Origin of the sequence: Streptococcus cristatus AS 1.3089, from assembly GCF_000385925.1 — a bacterium.
Classification (GTDB): Bacteria; Bacillota; Bacilli; order Lactobacillales; family Streptococcaceae; genus Streptococcus; species Streptococcus cristatus_B.
On sequence record NC_021175.1, the window covers coordinates 755342 to 781197 of the forward strand.

The 25856-nt window shown below is 41.8% G+C and carries 18 protein-coding genes and 2 pseudogenes; 16 read left to right on the top strand and 4 right to left on the bottom strand.

What is annotated here, in order from left to right:
* Positions 1-9: 9 nt before the first annotated feature.
* The 8 genes and pseudogenes from I872_RS12190 to I872_RS03685 all read left to right on the top strand — a co-directional run bounded on the left by I872_RS12190 (position 10) and on the right by I872_RS03685 (position 12960).
* A pseudogene (locus I872_RS12190) lies at positions 10-3186 on the top strand (SIR2 family protein).
* Between the two features lie 15 nt (positions 3187-3201).
* Positions 3202-3282: pseudogene (locus I872_RS12480) on the top strand (DUF2130 domain-containing protein); the annotation flags it as partial.
* A gap of 1 nt (position 3283) precedes the next feature.
* Entirely contained in the window at positions 3284-3730 is a 447-nt protein-coding gene (locus tag I872_RS03660; protein WP_015604803.1) for a GNAT family N-acetyltransferase, read from the top strand.
* A 3-nt stretch (positions 3731-3733) separates the two neighbouring features.
* Complete coding sequence (gene truB / locus I872_RS03665) at positions 3734-4612, top strand: tRNA pseudouridine(55) synthase TruB (protein ID WP_015604804.1); 879 nt, start codon at positions 3734-3736, stop codon at positions 4610-4612.
* A 283-nt stretch (positions 4613-4895) separates the two neighbouring features.
* Complete coding sequence (locus I872_RS12370) at positions 4896-9719, top strand: collagen-flanked surface repeat-containing protein (RefSeq protein ID WP_015604805.1); 4824 nt, start codon at positions 4896-4898, stop codon at positions 9717-9719.
* Positions 9652-11466: a collagen-flanked surface repeat-containing protein gene (locus tag I872_RS12065; protein ID WP_272912033.1), complete on the top strand. Its 1815-nt coding sequence runs from the start codon at positions 9652-9654 to the stop codon at positions 11464-11466. Before I872_RS12370 ends, I872_RS12065 begins: the two co-directional genes overlap by 68 nt.
* Before the next feature lie 155 nt (positions 11467-11621).
* Complete coding sequence (locus tag I872_RS12485) at positions 11622-11696, top strand: hypothetical protein (protein WP_231089366.1); 75 nt, start codon at positions 11622-11624, stop codon at positions 11694-11696.
* A 136-nt stretch (positions 11697-11832) separates the two neighbouring features.
* The gene (locus I872_RS03685) at positions 11833-12960 is read left to right on the top strand and encodes a glycosyltransferase (protein ID WP_231913992.1); all 1128 of its coding nucleotides are present in this window, start codon (positions 11833-11835) and stop codon (positions 12958-12960) included.
* A 326-nt stretch (positions 12961-13286) separates the two neighbouring features.
* On the opposite strand, the gene pepT is transcribed toward I872_RS03685, so the two are convergent.
* Entirely contained in the window at positions 13287-14510 is a 1224-nt protein-coding gene (pepT, locus tag I872_RS03690; RefSeq protein ID WP_015604808.1) for a peptidase T, read from the bottom strand.
* Positions 14511-14791: 281 nt separating this feature from the next.
* On the opposite strand from pepT, the gene I872_RS03695 reads away from it, so the two are divergent.
* The 4 genes from I872_RS03695 to I872_RS03710 all read left to right on the top strand — a co-directional run bounded on the left by I872_RS03695 (position 14792) and on the right by I872_RS03710 (position 19704).
* Positions 14792-15424, top strand: coding sequence for a copper homeostasis protein CutC (locus I872_RS03695; RefSeq protein WP_015604809.1), 633 nt, complete (start codon positions 14792-14794; stop codon positions 15422-15424).
* 11 nt (positions 15425-15435) lie between these two features.
* Positions 15436-16107 (top strand): MmcQ/YjbR family DNA-binding protein, encoded by a 672-nt coding sequence (locus I872_RS03700; RefSeq protein WP_015604810.1) that lies wholly within the window; start codon positions 15436-15438, stop codon positions 16105-16107.
* Between the two features lie 112 nt (positions 16108-16219).
* A complete protein-coding gene (locus I872_RS03705) occupies positions 16220-17968 on the top strand; it encodes an ABC transporter ATP-binding protein (RefSeq protein WP_015604811.1) in 1749 nt (582 codons plus the stop codon).
* A complete protein-coding gene (locus tag I872_RS03710) occupies positions 17965-19704 on the top strand; it encodes an ABC transporter ATP-binding protein (protein WP_015604812.1) in 1740 nt (579 codons plus the stop codon). Before I872_RS03705 ends, I872_RS03710 begins: the two co-directional genes overlap by 4 nt.
* Before the next feature lie 166 nt (positions 19705-19870).
* On the opposite strand, the gene I872_RS03715 is transcribed toward I872_RS03710, so the two are convergent.
* The 3 genes from I872_RS03715 to I872_RS03725 all read right to left on the bottom strand — a co-directional run bounded on the left by I872_RS03715 (position 19871) and on the right by I872_RS03725 (position 22383).
* The gene (locus tag I872_RS03715; protein WP_015604813.1) at positions 19871-21169 is read right to left on the bottom strand and encodes an aminotransferase-like domain-containing protein; all 1299 of its coding nucleotides are present in this window, start codon (positions 21167-21169) and stop codon (positions 19871-19873) included.
* A gap of 138 nt (positions 21170-21307) precedes the next feature.
* A complete protein-coding gene (locus I872_RS03720) occupies positions 21308-21820 on the bottom strand; it encodes a transcription repressor NadR (protein WP_015604814.1) in 513 nt (170 codons plus the stop codon).
* A gap of 38 nt (positions 21821-21858) precedes the next feature.
* Complete coding sequence (locus I872_RS03725; protein WP_015604815.1) at positions 21859-22383, bottom strand: ECF transporter S component; 525 nt, start codon at positions 22381-22383, stop codon at positions 21859-21861.
* Positions 22384-22591: 208 nt separating this feature from the next.
* On the opposite strand from I872_RS03725, the gene I872_RS03730 reads away from it, so the two are divergent.
* The 4 genes from I872_RS03730 (at position 22592) to I872_RS03745 (ending at position 25808) form a co-directional block, all read left to right on the top strand.
* Positions 22592-22930, top strand: coding sequence for a zinc ribbon domain-containing protein YjdM (locus I872_RS03730; RefSeq protein ID WP_005590197.1), 339 nt, complete (start codon positions 22592-22594; stop codon positions 22928-22930).
* A gap of 8 nt (positions 22931-22938) precedes the next feature.
* Complete coding sequence (locus I872_RS03735) at positions 22939-23568, top strand: Pr6Pr family membrane protein (RefSeq protein ID WP_015604816.1); 630 nt, start codon at positions 22939-22941, stop codon at positions 23566-23568.
* A gap of 435 nt (positions 23569-24003) precedes the next feature.
* Positions 24004-24531, top strand: coding sequence for a bifunctional pyr operon transcriptional regulator/uracil phosphoribosyltransferase PyrR (gene pyrR, locus I872_RS03740; RefSeq protein ID WP_015604817.1), 528 nt, complete (start codon positions 24004-24006; stop codon positions 24529-24531).
* A complete protein-coding gene (locus tag I872_RS03745) occupies positions 24528-25808 on the top strand; it encodes a uracil-xanthine permease family protein (RefSeq protein ID WP_015604818.1) in 1281 nt (426 codons plus the stop codon). The genes pyrR and I872_RS03745 overlap by 4 nt, the downstream gene beginning before the upstream one ends.
* Positions 25809-25856 lie beyond the last annotated feature (48 nt).

Genomic DNA, 25856 nt, shown 5'->3' on the forward strand with positions numbered 1-25856 from the left:
TTAGAATTTATGGAAAATACTATATATTATGAAAAGCTAGTAAATGATTTGACGGAAGCTATAAACCAACAAAAATTAGTTATTTTTGTTGGTGCTGGAGTTTCTATTTCACAAGGATATCCCAACTAGAATAATTATATAGAACATCTTATTAAATATTGGCAGGGGCAGGTTTTAGCCGAAAGTAGTGAAAAAAAACTTGGCAGAGAACACCATTTGATTTTTGATTTAATTAGTAAATCTGATATTACTAATAAACGCAAAGTTGATTTAGTTAACTATGAATTAAAAAATGTTTTTGGTGAAGACTTTGAAAAAAGACGGTTAGACTTTGAAAAAGGGTATTTCAAGAATTTACTTCCATATTCGTTGATTAATCAGACATTGGAATCTTTAGCAAGCCTAAACGCAATATTTATAACTTCAAATTATGATTATGAGATTGAAAACCATGCTAGACGTTTAAAAAATACTGTAATAACAATCAATGATTTAAATGAATTTAAGAATAGTAAAAAAGGTAAGTTAAAACTTGGAGATGTTCTACATATTCATGGTACCCCTGATTGTGACGTTAAGTATTTTGTTAGTTCATCAGCAGATTATTCAAAAGTGTATTTGAGAGATAGGAATAATTTTGATGGTTTAGTAAGTTGGTTTGAGGAGGCAAAACCAACAGTACTATTTATTGGTGCTGGTCTTGAAGAAGATGAAATTTTATCATTACTTCGTGAAGGTAGTCATAATTATGCATTAATGAAATCAGAACATACAGGTAACCCAAAAGTTGATGAGCATTATAAAAAAATTGCTGAAGATTTTTTTTAATTCAGAAAATCATACTCAGATTATATGGTACGGAAATGAGTTTAGTGACTTGCCAAATTTTATCAAAAAACTTGTTTCAAGTATTGATAAAAAATTAGGAACACACGAGTTTTACAAAGAGTGGAATAATCTTTTAAATCCCTCATTAAAACAAGAAGATTACAATAAATCATTAGATAGCATTTGTGGTGATTTTAAGTATCTTAATTCTCTTTTGGATAAAGTTATTGAAAATAATAATGATACTCTAAATGAATTATTGTTGAGCGGTGTATTACAGGGAGAAACTATAAAGGCAATTGAGTCAAGCTCATTCTCTATATTTTGGAAGTTTATTGTTAAAAATATTGAAAAGTTAAGTAATAATGATTGGAAAAGTATCTATGATATTATTTCTAAAGGAAATCAAAGTTGTTTTATAAATGATTTGTACATTATCTATAAGAAAGCTAAGGAAGAGAAAATTTTCGACAGTAAGCAATTAAATGAACTGAGAAGAATTATTGCAAAAGATAGTAATGTTATTAACTCCAGTTTTAATCAAGATAAAACTCTTTTGGGATACTGGTTTGTAGATACTTTTGTACAACAGAATAGCTATTTATATATTGAAGATGAGAGCAAGATAACAATCAACCTTGTACCAGAGTGTATTGAAAGATTGACTGAAATTTTTAATGCATCATCAATTTTTCGTTACTATACTTTAAAAGAAATCTTAGAACACAATAACATTGAATTATTGTATAAACTTATAAAATCAAAAAAATTGTTAGTAGAAGGTAAAGAATTTTTAGAAGGTGTTCCTGAAAAATTATTAAGTACTAGATTGGTTCAAAGGCTACTTGTTCAAATTGACAATGAAGATGGTTTAAATTTGAAGCTAGTAACTAAATTAATAAATAATATTGATTTTTCTGACATCCACTTTGGAGAAGAATTAAATGCATTTATTCATAAACACAAAAGAATTATTATAACTGAAAATTTAGAAATTCCAGAGGAGCCTTATCGAAATTGGATATCTTCGATGGAGGGAGGCTTTGTTTCACAGTTTTCATTTTTAACTCAAGAAAATCTTGTAGAGTATGATGGACCTAAATTATTAAAGGTATTAGTTAACGCAAAAAATGAACAAAAAGGTTCTTCGTTTTTGAAGAAAAGACTATAAGCGAAACTGAAGATTTCTTGATTAGTGTTTTAAAAGAATCAAATGAACTATCTAGAAAAGTTTCTAATTTGCTAGAAAATCATATTGAAGATTTATATCTAAAATATAAGAGACTTTATGTAGAAATTATCACTACTTCCGAAATGGAGGCAGAATTAAGAAATTTCGTTAGGGAAAAATATTTAGAAAAATTTAATTGTGAGAGTTTTGATGAAAGTGATCGAAAATTCTTTAAATACTATATAACACAACAAAATGATGAAGAATTAATTTTTGAAAAATTACTTAGTATTGATGTAAATAAACTTTCGGCTTTAAGAGATGACAATGAGCAATTAGATATGTTTCACTATATAAATAGTGAAATGGGATTATATTTGCAATGTTTGATATCATTATTTGATAATCACTCAAATTATAAACCTGGAATTATTCAGAAAATAGATTCTATAGAGGATCCTGAGTATAAAGAACTTTCTCAAGGCATTTTGTTAAATGAATACGATCCTAAAACAATTAATGTAACCTATCATACATTTTTAGGGTTTAGCTACTCTCATAAGGTGATTTATGCAAAGGTTGCAAATATATTCAAGGGTGTTGTTGAAAATATTTTAAAAGAAAACATTAAAGACAATCAAATTCTTGATAGAGTTTATCTAGTTGCTTTAGAGAGTGTAGATCCAACTATTGATTCATTTTCTTTATCAAAGAATAACTTTAGTCAAATGATAAACATCATTTTTACATCAGAGTATGAATTTAGATATTCTAAACAATGGTTACAAGAATTGTTCAAACACGACTCAACAGCAAACTACTTAGAAACAATTTCTAATTTATTTTATAGAGATAATCTTAATAAAGATAGACTAGCTTTGTTTATTAAGGAGTTCAATGATTTTATATCCAAATATAAATATAAATTATCTTTACGTATGATTAGTTATATTCTAAAACAAGAAGATTCTAAAAAATTCGATTTGATTAAAAATTATTTTTTTGTGTTACTTGAGAATGATAAATTAGAAAATGATCTTTTCTATTTAGAGACTATAAAAAATATTCTTCCTTTGTTGTCTTTAGAAGAGAGAATTAATGTATTACAAAATATTCAAAAACAGAAAAATTGTCCTCCACCAGAGATTGAGGAGCTGCAAAGAATTGTTAATGACTTAAATTCATAAGTTATAATATAATGATTGAACGATGTCTCTGTCAAAAAACTGACGCGCAAAAATCCTACTATGAAAGCTAAGTTTGAGGCACTTAAAGGAAAATAATATGACTGTCAAGATTCGAAAGGTAAATGAGACGGACATGGAGAAACTTCTTCCTCTCTATGAAGCCTTAGGCTATCCAGTAGATAAAGATGAACTGCAAAGTAGGCTTAAGAATATTCTTGCTAATCCAGCTTACGGTTGCTTGGTTGCTGAGAAAGAATCTCAGCTTCTTGGATTTATCGGCTATGTCAAGCTTCAGTTTTTTGAGACAAGCGACTCATATTATAGGATTTTGGCACTGTCAGTCAGCCCAACTGCTAGACGGGAAGGAGTTGCGACAGCGCTTATGGATAAAGTAAAGAAGTTGGCGACAGAGAATGGTGCCAAGGCATTGGCTTTGAACAGTAGCCTGACGGATGTTAGACAGGCTGCTTATCAATTTTACGAAAACTATGGCTTTGAGAAAGTAACAACTGGTTTTGCAATGAATTTAGAAAATAATGAGTAAAGAATGAACGGAATTATCAACTTAAGAAAAGAAGCGGGCATGACCTCGCATGATGCGGTATTTAAGCTGCGCAAGATTTTAGGAACGAAGAAAATTGGCCACGGGGGTACCTTGGATCCAGATGTAGTCGGGGTACTTCCGATTGCTGTGGGCAAGGCGACGCGCTTAGTCGAGTTCATGCAGGAGGAAGGCAAAGTTTACGAAGGTGAAATTACTCTGGGCTGCTCAACAACGACAGAGGATGCTAGTGGAGACGTCCTTGAGCGGACGCCAGTGACGGAACTTTTAGAAGAGGCTCTCATCGATCAAGTGATGGAGTCCATGACTGGTGAGATTCGCCAGACTCCGCCCATGTACTCTGCAGTCAAGGTAAATGGCCGCAAGCTTTATGAGTATGCAAGAGCGGGTCAAGAAGTGGAGCGGCCAGAGCGGCAGGTTACCATCTATAGTTTCGAGCGTACCAGTCCGATTTCCTATGAAGATGAACAAGCCCGTTTTCGCTTTCGAGTCAAGTGCAGCAAGGGGACCTATGTCCGAACTCTGTCTGTTGATTTAGGAGCTAAGCTGGGCTTTGCCAGTCACATGTCCCAGCTAACAAGGACTTCTTCAGCAGGTATGAGCTTGGATGATGCTTTGACCTTGGATGAAATAGCGGAGCGAGTATCAACGGAGGATTTCTCCTTTCTACAGCCTCTGGAGTTGGGGACAGGTGATCTACCAAAGATTGAACTAACGGAAGAACAGCTCGAAGAAGTGCGCCACGGTCGTTTTATTCTCATTGAAAATGCCGAGAATATCTTAGCAGCTTTTCATAAAGGCAAGCTCATTGCCATTTTAGAGAAAAGAGAAGAATATTACAAACCTAAAAAAGTTTTTCTTTGATGGTATATAGCATATTAGCATCCTGAAATATATTTTCAGGATTTTTATATAACTTGAAGAATCAAATAAATATTGAAGTTAAAAATGGACAGAAATTTTGTCTCAAAAGGCATAGAAGACGCTTGTATATCTTAGTACATGTTTTGAAATAAGAATACTCCAAATTTAGGCATTTTGGTAAAAATGATAGAGAAAAAACAGGGGATTATCATTGCTTAAATCCTACTTATATGGTACACTTGGGAGAGTGACAATTTTAGAATAATAAGGAGGGTTCCAATACATGGGACAAGACTGGAAGAAGATAGAAAGGCAACGTTTTACGATTCGTAAGACGAGAGCATGGGGAGCATGTTCTGTTTTTCTAGGATCAAGTATTTTCTTTCTAGGAGGGGGAGTTGCAAGTGCACAAGAAGTTAGTCCTTCTGCACAAGACCAAGCACCTCAAGTAGCAGAAGCTGCTAGAGTTTCAGATGAAAAAGAGTCTGAGAAACCGGCAACTGAAGCGCAAGCCGAGCCTGAAAAGAATGCTGCGTCAGTAAGTGCAGGTGTTCAAGCAACTGAAGCTAAGGAACAAGCTGCGCCTAGCACTGAAGAAGTAGCTAAAGCAGAAGAAGCAGCTGTTTCAAAAGACGAAAAGTCAGAAGAAACAAGTGCTCCGAAAGAAGCTAAAGCAGAAGAAAAGGCTGAGCCAAAAGAAGAGAAAATAGAAGCAAAAACAGCAAGTTCTGAAACTAATGCAGCCACACAACCTAAGCGTTCAGGCACATCAGGATTCAGAAGTGTTAGTGGTACATCAGGATTCCGAAATACTGGTGCTGCTCGCCAAGGATCTGACTATACTGTTACTCAAGATGGTAATCTAGCTACAGTTCAAGCTAATGCCTTGAAAACTCAGCTGGATAGAGCAGCGTCAGAGAACTTGCCAGTTACACCGAACCAGCTTAGAAATTTTGGAACCGCAACAACTGACGAAGAAAGACGCAGATTAGAACGTCAAGCAGCTGATCTTCAAAATGCTGAAGCTCAGGCAATGAATAAAAAAATCTCTGATTACTTGACGGCTAAACAAAGAGCTCAACAATTAACAGGTAGAGAAGGAAGCTTGCAACAAATTGCTCCTCAAAACCTCGTTTTCTCTGATGAGCCAAATGCAACAGCTAAGATTAGGCTGGCACAAGGAGACTGGTTTGTCAAAGACAGTACGCTCACATCTCGAAATCAATATGTTCGTGAAGCTTTGGATAGTCGAAGCTACAGTGAGTGGCGAGACGGGACAACTACTCAACCGAATGCAGTTATCACTAGAGCCGATACAAGCCAACCGGCAGCAGAGCGAATCATCAAGGATCAAACAGATGCTTACTACATGGTTCATACGCAAGTTGGTAGAACTACAACAGTAGAGTACACCTTGCACAACTCATTTGCAGGTGGTCGACCTATTACGAAAGCTATTGCTAGATATACGCCTAAGAAGAGTTCTGCTTATGATGATAGTATGGTCATGGCTATCCATAAAGACCCAACTATGACAGTTTGGAATGGATCCAGCTATGATCGTAAAGGAACTGGTAACCAATTGCATATGGAATGGGAATTCTATTATGCGGATGGCACCAAGGTAGACTTTGGCAGAACACCAGGTGTTGTTTCTTTCGCTTCACGTAACCACCACGGGAATGATATTTACGCTGAAATTTATGGTAATTTGAGCTCAAATATGCAGAATGTACAAATTGTAGGTTCTTCTATCGTTCCACAGGCAAATGGTTGGTACTATGCAAATGGTAAGAACAACTCTTATAAAGGCCAAACTGAATATCAATGGGACCAACAAGGTAATCCAAATGAATTCTGGGGAGCGGGTGCTGCAAAAGTTACAAGTGGTACATCATTGAGCTTTGATATTGCTACCACTAACCCTGGTCAGCACTGGCCACGTCCAATTCGCCAATGGTTCTCATTTAATACCAACGTAAAAGCGAATAACGTCGTAACTAACCCTAATTTGACTTATACTCCTGCAGCATATGTCAATGAAGTTCCAGCACCAGAACCAGAAAAATCTTATGACAGATTTGTCATGGATATTCCACATAATGTCAGAGTCGTAGATTATGAGAATGCCACTCCAGATCAAAAACGCGCCTTTGATAATCAAACTGGTTCTCAGATTGTTTACCAACAAGGTAAAGACGGACAGGTTATTGTTGTAGGACCAAAACCAGAAAACCTAAATGACGTACCAAATCCTAAGTTTACAGCTCAAGAACTTGAGACACTTAAAAATGGTGGAACTGTAAGAGGATTTAAAGGACACAATTACGTTGATCCTGTAGATACCATCATGGTTGTCAAACGTAATGCGGGACCAACTGGGCCTAAGGGTGATAAAGGCGCAACTGGAGCCACAGGTGCAACCGGTGCAGCAGGACCAAAAGGCGATAAAGGCGCAACTGGAGCAACTGGAGCCACCGGTGCAGCAGGACCAAAAGGTGATAAGGGTGCTACAGGCGCTACAGGAGCCACCGGTGCAGCAGGACCAAAAGGTGATAAGGGTGCTACAGGCGCAACTGGAGCGACCGGCGCAGCAGGCCCGAAAGGTGACAAAGGCGCAACTGGCGCTACAGGCGCGACCGGCGCAGCAGGACCAAAAGGCGATAAGGGCGCAACAGGTGCTACAGGCGCGACCGGAGCTAAAGGTGAAGATGGTAAGCCATCATTGGCTCAAGTCGTAGACAACAACGACGGCACACATACTGTTAAAGTTGGTCTTGATAAGAACGGCAACGGCCAGCTCGATCCAGACGAAGTAACCTCATCTACAATCGTCAAGGACGGTAAGGATGGTAAGTCTCCACTAGCTAAAGTAGTCGATAACAACAATGGTACCCATACTGTTCAAGTCGGTCTTGATAAGAACGGTAATGGCGAGTTGGATCCAGATGAAGTGACATCTTCAACTATCATCAAAGATGGTAAGGATGGAAAAGCTGGTGCTACAGGCGCGACCGGAGCTAAAGGTGAAGATGGCAAGCCATCATTGGCGCAAGTCGTAGACAATAACGACGGTACTCATACTGTTAAAGTCGGTCTTGATAAGAACGGCAACGGTCAGTTGGATCCAGATGAAGTAACCTCATCTACCATCGTCAAAGACGGTAAGGATGGTAAGTCTCCACTAGCTAAAGTTGTCGATAATAACAACGGTACCCACACAGTTCAAGTCGGTCTTGATAAGAACGGTAATGGCGAGCTTGATCCAGATGAAGTGACATCTTCAACAATCATCAAAGATGGTAAGGATGGAAAAGCTGGTGCCACTGGTGCCACTGGAGCTAAGGGTGATAAAGGTGAAACCGGAGCAACAGGTGCTACCGGAGCTACAGGCGCGACCGGAGCTAAAGGTGAAGATGGTAAGCCGTCATTGGCTCAAGTCGTAGACAACAACGACGGTACTCACACTGTTAAAGTTGGTCTTGATAAGAACGGCAATGGTCAGTTGGATCCAGATGAAGTAACATCATCTACTATCGTTAAAGACGGAAAAGATGGTAAATCTCCATTAGCTAAAGTAGTCGATAATAACAACGGTACCCACACAGTTCAAGTCGGTCTCGATAAGAACGGTAATGGTGAACTTGATCCAGACGAAGTAACATCTTCAACTATCATCAAAGATGGTAAGGATGGAAAAGCTGGTGCAACTGGCGCCACAGGAGCAACCGGAGCTAAGGGTGATAGAGGTGAAACTGGAGCCACCGGCGCAACTGGTGCCAAAGGTGAAGATGGCAAGCCGTCATTGGCGCAAGTCGTAGACAACAACGACGGTACTCACACTGTTAAAGTTGGTCTTGATAAGAACAATAACGGCCAGCTCGATCCAGACGAAGTAACCTCATCTACCATCGTTAAAGACGGTAAGGATGGTAAATCTCCACTAGCTAAAGTTGTCGATAACAATAACGGTACTCATACTGTTCAAGTCGGTCTCGATAAGAACGGAAATGGTGAGCTTGATCCAGACGAAGTAACATCATCTACAATCATCAAAGATGGTAAGGATGGAAAAGCTGGTGCTACAGGTGCTACAGGCGCGACCGGAGCTAAAGGCGAAGATGGTAAGCCATCATTGGCGCAAGTCGTAGACAACAACGACGGTACGCATACTGTTAAAGTTGGTCTTGATAAGAACGGCAACGGTCAGTTGGATCCAGACGAAGTGACATCTTCAACAATCATCAAAGATGGCAAGGATGGAAAAGCTGGTGCAACTGGTGCCACAGGAGCTACAGGGGCAAAAGGAGCAGATGGTAAGCCATCATTGGCTCAAGTCGTAGACAACAACGACGGCACACATACTGTTAAAGTCGGACTTGATAATAACGGCAACGGTCAGTTGGATCCAGATGAAGTAACTTCTTCAACCATCGTTAAAGACGGAAAAGATGGTAAATCTCCATTGGCTAAGGTTGTTGACAACAATAATGGCACACACACAGTTCAAGTCGGTCTTGATAAGAATGGTAACGGTGAGCTTGATCCAGATGAAGTGACATCTTCAACTATCATCAAAGATGGTAAGGATGGAAAAGCTGGTGCCACAGGAGCAACCGGAGCTAAGGGTGATAAAGGTGAAACCGGAGCTACAGGCGCGACCGGAGCTAAAGGCGATAAAGGTGAAACTGGAGCTACAGGCGCAACAGGTGCCAAAGGTGAAGATGGTAAGCCATCATTAGCCCAAGTCGTAGACAATAACGATGGCACTCATACTGTTAAAGTCGGTCTCGACAAGAACGGCAATGGCCAGTTGGATCCAGATGAAGTAACATCATCTACTATCATTAAAGACGGTAAGGATGGTAAGTCTCCACTAGCTAAAGTTGTCGATAATAACAACGGTACTCACACTGTTAAAGTTGGTCTTGATAAGAACGGCAACGGTCAGTTGGATCCAGACGAAGTAACATCTTCAACAATCATCAAAGATGGAAAAGCTGGCGCAACTGGGGCCAATGGAGCTAAGGGTGATAAAGGTGAAACCGGAGCTACAGGCGCAACAGGAGCTACAGGAGCGACCGGAGCGACCGGAGACAAAAGGTGAAGATGGTAAGCCGTCATTGGCTCAAGTCGTAGACAACAACGATGGCACTCATACTGTTAAAGTTGGTCTTGATAAGAACGGCAATGGCCAGTTGGATCCAGATGAAGTAACATCATCTACTATCGTTAAAGACGGTAAGGATGGTAAATCTCCATTAGCTAAAGTTGTCGATAACAACAATGGTACCCACACAGTTCAAGTCGGTCTCGATAAGAACGGTAATGGTGAACTTGATCCAGACGAAGTAACATCTTCAACAATCATCAAAGATGGTAAGGATGGAAAAGCTGGCGCAACAGGTGCAACAGGTGCCAAAGGTGAAGATGGTAAGCCATCATTGACTAAGGTTGTAGACAATAACGACGGCACCCATACTGTTCAAGTCGGTCTTGATAAGAACGGTAATGGTCAGTTGGATTCAGATGAAGTAACCTCATCTACCATCGTTAAAGACGGTGCAACTGGTGCTACAGGTGCAACTGGTGCGGATGGTAAAGATGGTAAATCATCATTAACGGAAGTAGTTGATAACCACGACGGTACTCATACTGTTAAGGTTGGTATCGATAAGAACGGCGACGGTAAACTTGATCCAAGTGAAGTAACGTCAACGACTATCGTTAAAGACGGCGCAACTGGTGCTACAGGCGCAACCGGAGCGGATGGTAAGCCATCATTGGCTAAGGTTGTAGACAATAACGATGGCACTCACACTGTTCAAGTCGGACTCGATAAGAACAATAACGGTCAGTTGGATCCGGACGAAGTAACATCTTCAACTATCATCAAAGATGGTAAGGATGGTAAAGCTGGCGCAACCGGTGCTACAGGAGCGACCGGAGCTAAGGGCGATAAAGGTGAAGATGGTAAATCATCATTAACTGAAGTAGTTGATAACCACGACGGTACTCATACTGTTAAAATTGGAATCGATAAGAATGGTGATGGTAAACTTGATCCAAGCGAAGTGACTTCAACAACGATCGTTAAAGATGGTGCAACTGGTGCTACAGGAGCGACCGGTGCAACTGGTGCAACTGGTGCGGATGGTAAAGATGGTAAATCATCATTAACTGAAGTAGTTAACAACAACGACGGTACGCATACTGTTAAGGTCGGTCTTGATAAGAACAGCGACGGTAAACTTGATCCAAGTGAAGTAACCTCAACGACTATCGTCAAAGACGGAAAAGATGGTAAGACACCATTGGCTGAAGTAGTTGACAATCAAAATGGAACACACACCATTAAGATCGGATTTGATACAAATGGCAATGGTAAGCTTGATCCAGAAGAAGTAACCTCTGCTACAATCGTCAAAGATGGAAAAGACGGAAAAGATGGTAAGGACGGCAAAGACGGAAAAGATGGTCAAAGCTCTCTTGTAACTATCGTTGAAAATGGAGATGGCACTGTTACTATTCTTGTTGGAATTGATAAGAATAATAATGGTAAGGTTGATCCTGATGAAGTAACATCTTCTACAATTATCAGAAATGGTAAAGATGGCAAGGATGGTAAAGACGGCAAAGATGGCAAAGACGGAAAAGATGGTAAAGATGGAAAAGATGGTAAGGACGGTAAAGATGGCAAGGGTGTAACCGGTCCAACTGGTCCAACCGGTCCAACCGGTCCAACTGGTCCAACTGGCCCAACCGGTCCTACAGGTCCAACCGGCCCAACTGGTCCAACCGGTCCAACTGGTCCAACCGGCCAACCGGTCCAACCGGCCCAACAAAACCAGTAGTTCCAACTGGTCCTACTAAACCAATAAAACCAGTAGTTCCAACCGATCCAACAGTTCCGGCTAAGCCAACAAAACCTGCAGGAACAACCAAAGTAGTAGCTAAGTCAGGAACACTTCCTAATACTGGTGACAATAGCAACCCTGAAGTAGGTGTTGTGGGTGCAGGCCTTCTATCTGCTGCACTTCTAGCTGCCTTAGGTGTTTCTAAGCGAAAAGAAGAAGAACTCTAAGATATTCCCTTTGTAAACTTTAAGGAATATCAAGTTTAGAGTAAAACAGAGGCTATTAGAATTGTAAATTCTATTAGCCTCTAGTTTTGTTGTATTAATGTTTTGGAGGAATTGAATGTCATCAATTGTATTGAATATGATTGTAAAAAATGAAGCCCATATAATTTTGGAAACGCTCCAAAATTTAGTCAATTCGATTACTTTTGACTACTGGGTCATTTCTGACACTGGATCCACAGATGGAACGGAAAACCTCATTTTGAACTTTTTTAGTGAAGTTGGGATTCCGGGAGAGTTGTATAAAGATGAATGGCAGAACTTTGCGCACAATAGAAATGTTGCCTTAGACCATGCAAGAGGAAAGGGAGACTATGTTCTTACCTTTGATGCAGATGACAGGATTGAAGGGAATTTAAAAATTTCTACTGATCTGGAAGCAGATGCCTATTATCTTAATTTTTCAGATGAGAGCGGAACTCTTTCATTTCGTCGCGTAGCCATTTTTAAAAATAGGCCAGAAGTCTATTGGCGAGGGGTCGTGCATGAATTTATTGAATTGCCTGAGGGTGCCACTTATGGAAATCTTGTCGGACCTTATTCAGTCATTGCAAGAACTAGAGGTGCACGAAGCCTAGACGGTGCTAAATATTTTAATGATGCAACTTTACTTGCAAATGCTGTTCATAATAACCAAGACCCTGATTTAGAGCCTAGATATACTTTTTACTGCGGGAGATCATACCGTGGTGCAGGCTTAAATCACGAGGCGCTTCCTTGGTTCAAAAAGCGGGCAGATATGACGGATGGATGGTCAGAGGAAGCTTATTATTCTTGTCTAGAAATAGCACAAATTTATGAAAATGAAGGGAAAGCTTTTGAAGGTCGAGAGTATTTGGAAAAAGCTATCCAGATCAATCCTAATCGTGCTGAAGCATGGTCTGAATTAGCTAAATTGTATAGAGAAAAATGCCAGCATCACATTGCTTTTGCCTATGCTTACATGGCTAAGGATTTAGAATTAAATCCGGATAGTCTATTTAGCTGGGAGACGGTTTATGATTATTGGATTCCATTTGAATTGTTAGAGAATGGTGTCAAGATAGGGAATTTTGAAGTTGCCTACCAAGGATTCAGAGCCTTAATTCTGGCAGGAGAAGCCGATACTTATAAAAATTATTATGAATACTTGCCTCAATTTGAACAATATCTAGATAATGAGATTATTGAGAAGATTATAGAAGTAATCAACGGTACAGAAGCTTAAAAGTAGCAATGCTAGGTAGACTTTTGTCGATTAGAGTGGCTAGATACAGCCTAAACTTTGAGAGTGGGACAGAAATCGGTAATTCGTTAGAATTCGATTTCGTCGTCTCACCTCCGCACAGTTGAGTAGGGCTGTAAAAGCTGATGAAATCAGCGTAGTAGAGCCCACTCAACCACTGCGTCTTGCTCGACAATCCAAAGACAATTGAGAGGCTAGGACTTTTGTCCCAGTCTCATTTGTTTTGGAGAAGTTGCTATTAGCCTAGTTCTTAGTTTTGAAAGGCAGAAAAAAATCAGAAATTCATAAGGAATTTCTGATTTTTTTATTTACTCTTGATAGGAAACAATGCCGATGATGGTATCGACAGCGCGTTCCATGGTTTCTAGGCTGACATATTCGAAACGGCCATGCATGTTTTCACCGCCAGCAAAGAGGTTAGGTGTCGGGATTCCCATAAAGGAAATTTTTGAGCCATCAGTACCGCCACGGATCGGCTCGATAATCGGCTGGATGTCCAGACTTTCCATGACTGCTTTGGCGATATTGATCGGTGTCATGTCCTTTTCAATGACCTGCTTCATGTTGTAATACTGGTCTTTGAGGGTCAAGATGACGCGCTCGCTGCCCAGCTCTTGGTTCATTTTATCAGCAATAGCCTGCATAGCAGCTTTGCGATTTTCAAAAGCCTCTGTCTCAAAGTCACGAACAATGTAGCTGGCTTGTGCTTCCTCGACTGTACCGGTCAGGTTCATCAGGTGGTAGAAGCCTTGGTAGCCCTCAGTCTTCTCTGGTCGGTCGGCTTCTGGCAGCTGGTTATGGAAGTCAATAGCCAGCTGGAGAGCATTGACCATCTGGTCTTTAGCAGTTCCCGGATGGACATTGCGGCCTTGGAAGGTCAATTCTGCCCCAGCAGCGCTAAAGGTTTCGTACTGGAGTTCTCCTAGAGGGCCGCCATCTACTGTGTAGGCGAAGTCTACATCAAAGTCTTCTGCGTCAAACTTATCAGCACCGATACCGATTTCTTCGTCTGGACCAAAGCCAACTCGGATTTCTCCATGCTTGATTTCTGGATGGGCAGACAGGTATTCGATAGCCGTCATGATTTCAGCAATACCTGACTTGTCGTCTGCTCCCAAAAGGGTTGTGCCGTCAGTCGTAATCAGGGTTTGGCCCTTGTATTTATGGAGACTGGCGAAGTCTGCAGGATCTAAGTTAAAGCCAGATTGCCCCAGCGGAATCACACCGCCGTCATAATTCTCAATGACCTGCGGCTGGATGTTTTCTGCGTTGAAATCTGCTGTATCCATGTGGGAAATAAAGCCAATTTTGCGAGTAAAGCTTGGGTCGTTGGCTGGTAGAGTTCCAATCGCAAAGCCATTTGGTAGGTAGTAGACATTTTCCAAGCCAACTCGCTTCATTTCAGGAATGAGGACATTGTTAGCAAAGTCGACCTGACTCTGGGTGCTGGGTGTAGTAGTAGATGTTTCGTCTGAGCGTGTGTTGACCTTGACATAGGTTAGGAAACGATCTAAAAGATTAGGGTATTTCATAAAAGCTCCTTGTTTTTATAGATTAAGTCTATTTTAGCACAATCTTGAACAAAAGACATCCGTAAGTCAACAATTCTCTAGTTGAAAAGTCTTGGAAGATGGTCATAGTGGAAATAGCTGAAAATAAAATTTGTAAGAGTAGACAATAGAAAATTTTTGCAAGCTATTAATATAAAATTGTTGAGAAAAGCAGTGGCAAATATGCTAGAGGAGTATGTTAAGAGAAATTTTGTGATATAATAAAAAGTAGAAAATCAATATAGTAAATAAGAGGTAGTGCCATGATTTATGAATTTTGTGCTGAGAATGTCACCTTGCTAGATAAGGCTTTAAAGGCTGGAGCGAAGCGGGTTGAGCTGTGTGACAACCTATCAGTTGGTGGAACAACGCCTAGCTACGGTGTCATTGAGGCTGCAGTACGAATAGTTCAGCCTTATGATGCGACTGTGATGACCATGATTCGGCCTCGCGGTGGGAATTTTGTCTATTCAGATATGGAAATCGAGATAATGCTCTCGGACATTCAGAAGGCACGTGAGGCGGGGAGCCATGGCCTTGTTTTTGGTGTTTTAACGGAAAATAATGAGATTGATTATCCTAAGATGGAGCGACTGCTTGAAGCGGCTCGGGGGCTGGATGTGGTCTTCCATATGGCTTTTGATGCGATTCCTGCTGAATATCAGTTTGGAGAGTTAGACTGGCTGGTTGAACATGGAGTGAAGCGGATTTTGACTCATGGCGGGCCAGCGTCAGAGTCCATTCTAGAGCATTTGGCTTGGCTGGATGAATTGATTGAGCATGCGGCAGGGCGGATAGAAATTTTACCTGGTGGTGGAATCAACCTGGAAAATCGTGCTGAGATTGCTGACACTTTGGGTGTTGATCAATTGCACGGCACCAAAGTAGTATTTTAGCAGGCAAGTTCATGTTGGATTTATTTGAAAAATACAGGTTGAAGGAAGAAAATTTGCTGGATTATGGCTTTGTCAGGTCTGGTGCAGAATACAGCTATTCGACCAAGATTATGGCAGGCGACTTCCAGATAGATGTGCTAATTTCCGATGGAGAGCTGGATTTTCAGGTGCTTGACTTGGACACAGGTGACGAATACCGACAAGTCAAGATGGAAAGTATGGCTGGAGAATTTGTCGATCAAGTCAGGGCGGCCTGTCAGGAGCTTTTGCTGCACATTCGGCAGCATTGCTTTGAGGAAGTAGGCTTTCTTTATGAGCAAAGTCAGCGACTGAGCACTTATGTTGCGGCTACTTATCAGGGACAGTTGGAGTATCTCTGGGAGAATTCTTCTCGTAAAAGTACTAATGGGGCCGCTGTTTTTCGCCATCAGGATAGCAAGAAATGGTACGGAGCTTTTTTGACGACCGACTGGTCCAAGTTTGAGAAGGAACGCAGTGGTCTGATTGAGGTCCTAAATGTCAAGAATGACCGAGTTGCGGAACTTATTCAGCAAAAAGGGATTTATCCCGCCTTTCATATGAATAAAAAATACTGGCTCAGCCTGCCCTTGGATGGAACATTGTCGGATCAGCACCTTTTTGATTTGCTGGATATCAGCTTTGTCCTGACCAAGAAAAAGTGATCTTGGTTTGCCTGAGTTTCATTTTCAGATGAAATAACGTATAATAGAGATAGCGAGAAACGGACAGTCGGATTAGGGGCTGTCCGTCCTTTGTTTGAAATGAGGAAACGAAATGAATCTTATCAGAAAACTGGACTGGTTTTTTAAACTGGAGAAGCGACGTTATATGATTGGCATCTTGGCCTTGTCTCTGGTCAGTGTTTTTAATCTGATTCCACCACGAGTCATTGGGCAGGTTATAGACAGGATTGCTGGGCGGAGTCTGACTGCTGGAGAACTCGCTTATAATCTTCTCCTTTTGATTTCGTCCGCTTTTATCATGTATGGTTTGCGGTATGTCTGGCGGCTCTATATCTTTGGCACAGCAAATAATCTGGGACGCATCTTACGCTTTCGGCTTTTTGAGCATTTTACGCAAATGCCGCCAAGTTTTTATCAAAAATACCGAACGGGTGACCTCATGGCTCATGCGACCAATGATATCAATGCGGTAGTCAGCGTGGCTGGCGGTGGCGTTATGTCTGCAGTAGATGCTTCTATTACGGCCTTGGTAACTCTCATCACCATGTTTTTGGTCTTGGACTGGCGGCTGACCCTGATTGCCATTCTCCCTCTGCCCTTTCTGTCCTGGGGGACCAGTTTGATTGGTCGGAAGAATCACGAGAGCTTTAAAGCGGCTCAGGAGGCTTTTTCTGATCTCAACAATAAAGTTCAGGAAAGCGTAGCGGGGATTAAAGTAACTAAGTCCTTTGGATATCAGGATGCGGAGACTCAGTCCTTTGCAGCAATCAACCAAGAAGTCTACCAAAAGAACATCTTGGCTGCTAAGTATAATTCTCTGTTTGACCCCATGGTGCTGATTTTTGTCGGCTTATCCTATGTTCTGACCCTGATTTTCGGAGGAATGTTTATCTCCCAAGGTCAATTTACAGTCGGTGAGCTGGTTACCTTTATGACTTATCTGGATATGCTGGTTTGGCCACTACAGGCAATGGGTTACCTAGTGAATATCAGCCAGAGGGGAGCCGTTTCCTATGAACGGATTGAGAACTTGCTGGCTGAGGAGTCGGATGTCGAGGAAGCCCAGCAGCCACTTGCCAGCATTCAAAATGGTCGACTGGACTATGAGATAGATTACTTTGCTTATGAGAACGAAGTGACGTTGAAGGATATTCACTTTACATTAGAAAAAGGGCAGACCTTGGGGATTGTTGGGCCGACTGGATCTGGGAAGACCACCTTGCTACGCCTTTTGCTGCGGGAGCAGGATATTCAGCAAGGAGCAATTTATCTGAATGGGCACGATATCCGAGAGTATGCTCTTAAGGATCTGCGAAGTCTGATCGGCTATGTGCCTCAGGATCAGATTCTCTTTGCCCTGTCCATTCGGGACAATATCCGCTTTGCCAATCCACAACTGTCAGATGAGCAAGTCATCCGAGCAGCCCGGCTTTGTGGTGTTTATGAGGATATTAAGGCTATGCCGGATGGTTTGGATACGCTGCTTGGTGAGCGGGGCGTCTCGCTTTCTGGTGGTCAAAAGCAGCGTTTGGCTATGAGCAGAGCCCTCATCACCAATCCAGAAATTTTGATTTTGGATGATTCCTTGTCAGCAGTGGATGCCAAGACCGAGCATGTGATTTTAGAAAATCTCAAGCAGGAACGAGCTGGCAAGACGACCATTATCACTGCCCATCGTCTGTCAGCCATTGTCCATGCGGATTTGATTTTAGTGCTGGAGAATGGTCGTATCAAGGAGCGAGGCAATCACCAAGAACTTCTGGCAGCACAGGGCTGGTATGCCCAAACCTATCAAAATCAGCAGCTATATGAACGCTTTAAGGAGGAGTCTGCAAAATGACAAAACAATCAACTTTTAGACGCCTCCTAGGTTATATGTGGCGCTACAAATGGATTAGCCTGCTGGCTCTAGCTTTTATTTTTGCGACAACCTTGGTGACAACGGCCTTGCCGCTCTTGGCTCGTTCTTATATTGACCAGTTTGTCAGCCGAGAGGCAGCCACAAATGGGCTCTATCTGCTGGGGATTTACTATGGACTCTTTCTTTTGCGGGTGCTCCTTACTTTTCTGGGGCAATATGCCTTTGCACGAGTGGCTTACAGCATTGTTCGTGATCTTCGGCAGGAAACTTTTGCGAATATGCAGCAATTAGGCATGGCTTATTTTGATCAGACTGCAGCAGGGGCTATCGTTTCTCGCTTGACCAATGACACTCAGTCAGTGGCTGATATGTTTAGTAGTATTTTTTCAAATTTTCTCAGCTCCATGCTTATCTTGGTGGTGACAATCGTAACTATGCTGGCTCTGAATTGGCGGCTGACTCTGCTGATTGTCCTCTTTTTGCCTATCATGCTTGGTTCGATTATCCTGTATCAGCGGCTGTCCAATCGCTTGCTCAAGCAAGTCCGAGCTAAACTGAGTGACCTCAACGTCAAACTTTCTGAGAGCATTGAAGGGATGCGGATCATCCAAGCTTTCGGCCAGGAAAAGCGGTTAATAGAAGAATTTGAAGCAATCAATAGAGAACACCTAGACTTTAGCAATCGCTATCTGAACGTGAACAGCCTCTTTCTGCGCCCTGCCATGTCCTTGCTGAAAATCTTGGCTTATGCTCTTATTCTGACTTATTTTGGTTTGAGCTGGCAAGTAGCTGGAGTGACTGCGGGTATCATGTATGCCTTTATCCAGTATGTCAACCAGCTTTTCAATCCCTTGATCGATGTCATGCAAAATTACTCAGTTCTTCAGACATCGATGGTGGCTGCGGAGCGTGTTTTTGAACTGATGGATCGTCGAGACTTTGAGCCTGAGCAAGCAGAAGAAGGACCTGAGATTCAGGCAGACAATATTGACTTTCAGCATGTGAGCTTTTCCTATGACGGAAAGAGAGAGATTCTAAAGGACATTTCCTTTAGTGTCAAGCAAGGTGAGACGATTGCCTTTGTCGGATCAACGGGTTCGGGCAAATCCTCCATTATTAATCTTTTCCTGCGCTTTTATGAATTTGAGAAAGGCAAGATTCTTATTGATGGCAGAGACATCAGAGACTACAGTCAAGCAGAGTTACGACGGAATATTGGTCTTGTTTTGCAGGATCCCTTCCTCTACCATGGCACCATTGTCTCCAATATCCGCATGTATCAGGAGAGTCTCTCACAAGCAGAGGTCGAAGAAGCAGCTCGCTTTGTCGATGCCCATGACTTTATCAGCCAGCTAGCTCAGGGCTATGATAGTCCGGTTACTGAGCGTGGCTCCACCTTTTCTAGTGGCCAACGACAGCTTTTGGCCTTTGCCAGAACCATCGCAACCAAGCCTAAAATCTTGATTTTGGACGAAGCCACTGCCAATATCGATTCGGAAACTGAGGAGCTGATCCAATATTCTCTCTGGAAAATGCGGCAGGGCAGAACGACTATTGCCATTGCCCATCGGCTGTCTACGATTCAGGATGCCAATTGCATCTACGTTTTAGATAAAGGGCGCATCATTGAGTCTGGTAGCCATGAAGAGCTTCTAGCACAAAATGGGACGTATAAGAAAATGTATCAGCTGCAGGCTGGGATGTTGGATGCCTGATAAACAAGGAGAAATTCAAAGAAAAGAGGCTGGGACAAAAGTCCTAGCCTCTCAATTGTCGATCAAGACGCAGTGGTTGAGTGGGCTCTACTACGCTGATTTCATCAGTTTTTACAGCCCTACTCAACTGTGCGGAGGTGGGACGACGAAATCAAATTCTAACGAATTACCGATTTCTGTCCCCCTCTTTTTTTAGATAGTCTTTAAATTTTTCCAGATTTTCTTTTAAATCATCAAACTGTAGCTTAGCGTAGTGGTAGGGGCAGGTCTGAATGTAGCTGCTTTCAAAAAAGTCCAGCGGCAGCTTGCTGTGTTTGAGGGAGCTGACTGAGGGGAGGGATTGGAGGTCAAAAATCACGCCATCTGTTGTCAACTGGTGGGGCAGAGGGAAATTAATAGAGTCCAAGAGGAATCGTGCCTTATTTTTTTCAGTTTCCAGTCGGTTAAGTAAGCCTAGACGATTCTTTTCAAACATCAGATTGTCAATGTAAAGGGAGAGAGCCTTTTGCATAATGAGGTTGCTGTCGTAGTCAACCGCTATTTTATAGGACAGAAAGGTTTCTCGAATCTGAGGTGGTAGAGCCAAGGCCGTGATGCGGAGGGCAGGAAAGAGACTGGTAGAAAAAGACTTGATATAGAGGACATGCTGACTATTATCTAGATAGTAAAAAGGCAGTTCTCGCTTGCTATCAAAGTCGGCCAGATAGTCGTCTTCAACGATATAGACATCATAACGTTCAGCAAGGGCAAGGATTTCTTCCTTTTCCTGACGGCTGTAGGAATGTCCTAGTGGATAGTGAAAACGGGGAATCGTATAGAAAAACTTGATCCGCCTTGTCTGAAAAATCCTCTCTAACTCTTTCAGGTCAATCCCAGTCGGTTTACGTTCAATGGTCTCATAAGACAGTTTCTGATTTAGCAGTAAATCATTGATCCGATGATAGGTGGGCTGCTCAACCAGAATGGTCTCTTTACCATTGGGGAAATCAATCTGGGAGAGAATGTAGAGGGCTTGTTGGGTACCGGAAGTCAGAATCAGATTGTCTGCAGAAGTGTAGACTGCGGAGTCCAAGAGCAAGCGCTGAACTGACTGTCGCAGCTCCTCCAGTCCTTCTTGCTGAGAGTAGTAGTTGAAAAGATAGTTTTCTCGACCAATCAGCGTTTCATTGACACAAATGCGAAAGTCCTCATAGGCTTGGTGGCGGTCGTCTGTCACAGCAAGCTCAATATCTTCCTTTTTGTTTTGGTCATTTTCCAAGACATAGTAGCCGCTCTTAGGCACGGCATAGATGTACTTCTGATAACGAAGCTCAATCAGAGCCTTCTGGGCAGTATCCTTGCTGCAATGGTAGCGGTCTGCCAGCTTGCGGACGGAGGGAACCTTTTGCCCTCTAGTAAGTCTTCCCTTGTCAATGTCCCTAATAATTTTATCCATGATGATTTGGTATTTAGGTTTTTCTGCCATTCTGTCCCCCTACAGATTTCTTTCTCTTATTTTACCCTATTTCTAGGAAGTTGACAAAGTTTCTTGTTCATCCAAAATATAAAAACCAGCCTTGAATTTTCTTCAAAACTGGTTCAATATAGAATAATATCCTTGTGCTTATTCTTGCAGAAAGCCCAGTGTAGCTAAGGCTTCCTCGATATAGTCTAAGTCCTGCTGAGAATCTGCCTCGATTAAATGGTAATGAATTCCATTTGTTAGCTCGGATAAGGCACGAAAATCGCTCTCTGAAATTTGCTCTAAAAATTGTTGCACATCGCGGCGGCAGGTCAATTTCAGATAGGTCTGGATTTCCCCATAGACTGGATGTTCAATCATGATATTTTGCACTCGTCCACCATTATCAACGATGGCCAAAAGTTCGGCTTCAATATCGTCCGCCTTGTGTTTGAGTTTAAAAAGTCTGTGAAAATGAGCGGGCTGATTGCTTTCTTTATAGAGATAGCCCCTATTGGTACTGATAATGGGAGTGCCATCGGCTCGCAGTAGGGCAATATCCTGAACGATAATCTGACGAGTGACATGAAATTGTTCCGCCAAAAATTGTCCATTTAAAGGTTGTCGAGCTTCTTTTAAAAGCTCTAATAAATCATTTCTTCGTTTTTTTGTCATAACTTCATTGTAAATCAAATCTCTAGAAGATTCAAGGTTTAGCGAATCTTTTTCAGAGCCTGATAGACAATTTTTGCAATGACAAAGTCAACCATACTGTGAATGATTGTTCCAAATCCAACCAAACCGAATAAGATGTAGAAGGCATTAGCTGGATAGGCTGTCGTTGTGTAAAAGAGAATGCAGACCACTACCTCGCCAAAGGCATGAATCAAGGCCAGGACGAAATTAAAAATCCAAATCTTTTTCTGACTATCCAGTGTTTCAGGATGCTTTTGCAGGTAAAGAGCACCGATAGTCCCGAAGAGCAGGTGAGACAGGGCTCTCAGGGTGATGATGAAAGGAAGACCGGACATGGCAAATCCGATGGTAGAGCCGAGAACGACAATTACTGTCATGAGTGGTGAGATGAACATGGCCAGAAAGATTGCAACGTGGCTGGCTAAAGTGAAGGAAGCTGGCGGAATGACAATCTTGATCGGCATAACCAGTGGGATAACGATGGCTAGGGCAGTCAAAAAAGCGGTCAGTGTCATAAACTGATTTTTAGATTTTGGTTTCATAATAATCTCCTTTTATCTACTGTATATACACTAGAATAGTACATTGTTTTGTCATAAAAGTCAAGAAAGTTTTTTGAAATAGGATGATTTTCTGGACTTATTTGTCAAATAAGATAAAATATCGTATAATAAGACGGTAAAATATGGATCTCATTCAGATTCTGTTCTTTTTCTGAATGTCTATCCGTCTATAAGGAGAAATGATTTAATGAATAATTTGCCAAATTGCCCAAAATGTAACTCAGAATACGTTTATGAAGACGGTGTCCTCTTGGTTTGCCCAGAATGTGCCTACGAATGGGATCCAGCAGAAGTTGCAGCAGGAGAAGCTGGTCCGGTGGCTATTGATGCGAACGGGAACCAGTTGGCCGATGGAGATACAGTTACCTTAATCAAGGACTTGAAAGTCAAAGGTGCCCCTAAGGATCTCAAACAAGGAACGCGCGTGAAAAATATCCGCATCGTCGAAGGCGACCACAATATTGACTGTAAGATTGACGGATTTGGTGCTATGAAGCTCAAGTCAGAATTTGTCAAGAAAATCTGAGAAGCGCTATGAATAAAAAAATAATTCTTTCTTATCGCCTTCTTCTTCTGGTTTTGGCTTTTGTCGGAGTCTATCTGGAAATTGCTAAACTTGGCGTGGGAATGCTGATGTACTACACGGTCTTGTCTAATCTTCTGGTTCTGTTATTTACCGCCTATCTTGTTTTTAGGATGTGGACGGACAATAACTGGGAGTGTCCCAAACTGTTGCGCGTGAAGGGCGGCGTGACCATGTGTATCATGATTACCTGCGTCGTCTATCACTTGCTCCTAGCTCCGATTGCGACAGATTTTTATCGTTTGGAAAATTTCCTTTGCCATTACATTGTGCCTCTCATGTTTTTCTTTGATACTCTTGTATTTGATAAAACTCGGCAGTATCGTTGGTTTGATCCCATTTCTTGGACAAGTGTTCCACTGATTTACATGATTTTTGCCCTTATTAACGGTTTTTTCTTGAAAATTGATATTCCGAATGCCAAGGATAAACCCTTTCCCTACTTTTTCCTTAATGTCTATAAGCACGGTTGGCCTTATGTCATAAAGATGTGCTTGATTATCTTTGTGGCTTATCTAGTCTTTGGTTATATTTTCTACGGAATCAAATCTATCTTATTTTCAAAGAAGCAGAAAGCTTAGATAGTTATATAGAAGATGAGAGTGGAACAAAAGTCCTAGCATATCAATTGTCTTTGGATCGTCGAGCAAAACGCAGTGGTTGAGTGGGCTCTACTACGCTGATTTCATCAGCTTTTACAGCCCTACTCAACTGTGCGGAGGTGGGACGACGAAATCGAATTCTAACGAATTACCGATTTCTGTCCCACTCTCATTTTGTTGAAAAAAGATGACGCTTTATCATGAAAAAAGTTTATTTTTTTCTTGAAATGGAATTAAAATTGTGGTATAGTTATAAACAATTAAATAGTCCTTTAATTCTATCCAGAGAGATAGGCAAGGAGCAAAGTAAAAATGATAGGTAGAGTGTGACAAGTGCGTCTTGTTTCAACCTGTCTCTATTTTCTGAGGTCTCCTTGTAAAAGGAGGCTTTTTTAATGTTTTTAGGAGGTTTAGATGAAGACAAAGGAAGTTGTCGATGATATCACCATGAATCGTGCCATCACGCGGATCACCTATGAAATCATCGAGCGCAACAAGGATTTAAGCCAAATCGTTTTGGCAGGCATTAAGACCAGAGGGGTTTTCATTGCCAAGCGGATTCAGCAAAGACTGGCTCAGCTAGAGAAAATTGAGATTCCAGTTTGTGAAGTGGATACAAAGCCCTTCCGAGACGACATCAAGGTCAAGGAAGACACGACAGTGATTCCAGTTGAGATTACTGACCGCGAAGTGATTCTTGTCGACGATGTACTCTATACAGGCCGAACCATCCGTGCAGCCATTGATAATCTGGTCAGTCATGGGCGGCCGTCACGTGTCAGCCTCGCTGTTCTAGTGGACCGTGGGCACCGTGAGCTGCCGATTCGAGCAGACTATGTTGGCAAAAATATTCCAACGAGCCGCCGAGAAGAGATTATTGTTGAAATGACTGAAAAAGATGGTCAGGACCGAGTTCTGATCGTAGAGGAGGAGACAAGATGAGTCAAGAAGTTAAATACGATGTCCATGATATGCCAAAACCTGGTTTACTCTTAGGACTTTCATTCCAGCATTTATTCGCCATGTTTGGTGCAACGGTGTTGGTTCCGATTCTGGTGGGAATTGACCCAGCGGTAGCCCTGTTTTCAAGTGGTTTAGGAACGCTGGCCCACTTAACAGTGACCAAGTACAAAATCCCCGCTTATATGGGTTCCAGCTTTGCTTATATCGCTGCCATGCAAATCCTAATGAAAACAGATGGGATTGCTGCGGTTGCGCAAGGTGCTATCACGGGTGGTCTAGTCTACTTTATCGTGGCCCTCATTGTGAAATTCGCAGGTAACGCCTGGATTGATAAGATTTTGCCACCGGTAGTAGTAGGGCCTATCATCATGGTGATTGGTCTGAGTCTAGCGGGTACAGCCGTTGGCGATGTGATGTATAAGACTGTTGGAGACCAGAAGGTTTACGATATCACCTACTTTGCTATCGGGATGGTAACCCTCCTCTGTGTCATTCTATTTAACATCTACGGTAAGAAAATCGTTGGTATTATTCCGGTACTGCTGGGCTTGATTGTTGGCTATATCTTCGCTCTGATCGTCGGAGCAGTGACAGGTCAGGAGATTATCTCTTTTGCTAACGTGACAAAAGCTTCTTGGTTCCATGTTCCGCCGATGAATCTTCCGTTTATAGATTATGATTTTAAATTGTATCCAAGTGCAATCCTAACAATGGCACCGATTGCCTTTGTAACGATGACAGAGCACTTTGGGCATGTAATGGTACTGAACAGCTTAACAGGCAAAGATTTCTTTAAAGAGCCTGGTTTGGATAAGACTTTAGCTGGAGATGGTCTGGCACAGGTTATCGCGGGTATCTTTGGTGCTCCGCCAGTGACTAGCTACGGTGAAAATATCGGGGTGATGGCGCTCAATAAAATCTACAGTGTTTATGTAATTGCTGGTGCTGCTGTATTGGCGATTATCATGAGTTTTGTCGGAAAAGTGTCTGCCCTGCTCCAATCGATTCCAAGTCCAGTTTTGGGAGGCATTTCCATCGCCCTCTTCGGAGTAATTGCTTCCAGCGGTTTGAAAATTCTGATTGAAGCGCAAACCAATTTTGACAACAAAAAGAACCTGCTGATTGCCAGTGTCATTCTGGTATCTGGTATCGGTGGTCTGACCCTGCAACTATCAGGTTTGCAAATTTCAGGGGTTGCTCTATCAACTGTTCTGGGAATTGCTCTCTACCTCATCCTGCCAGAACCTAAAAATTAGGCTGACGAGATTGCTACATTTGTCCAAAGTTTTTAATATAAAAGGAGT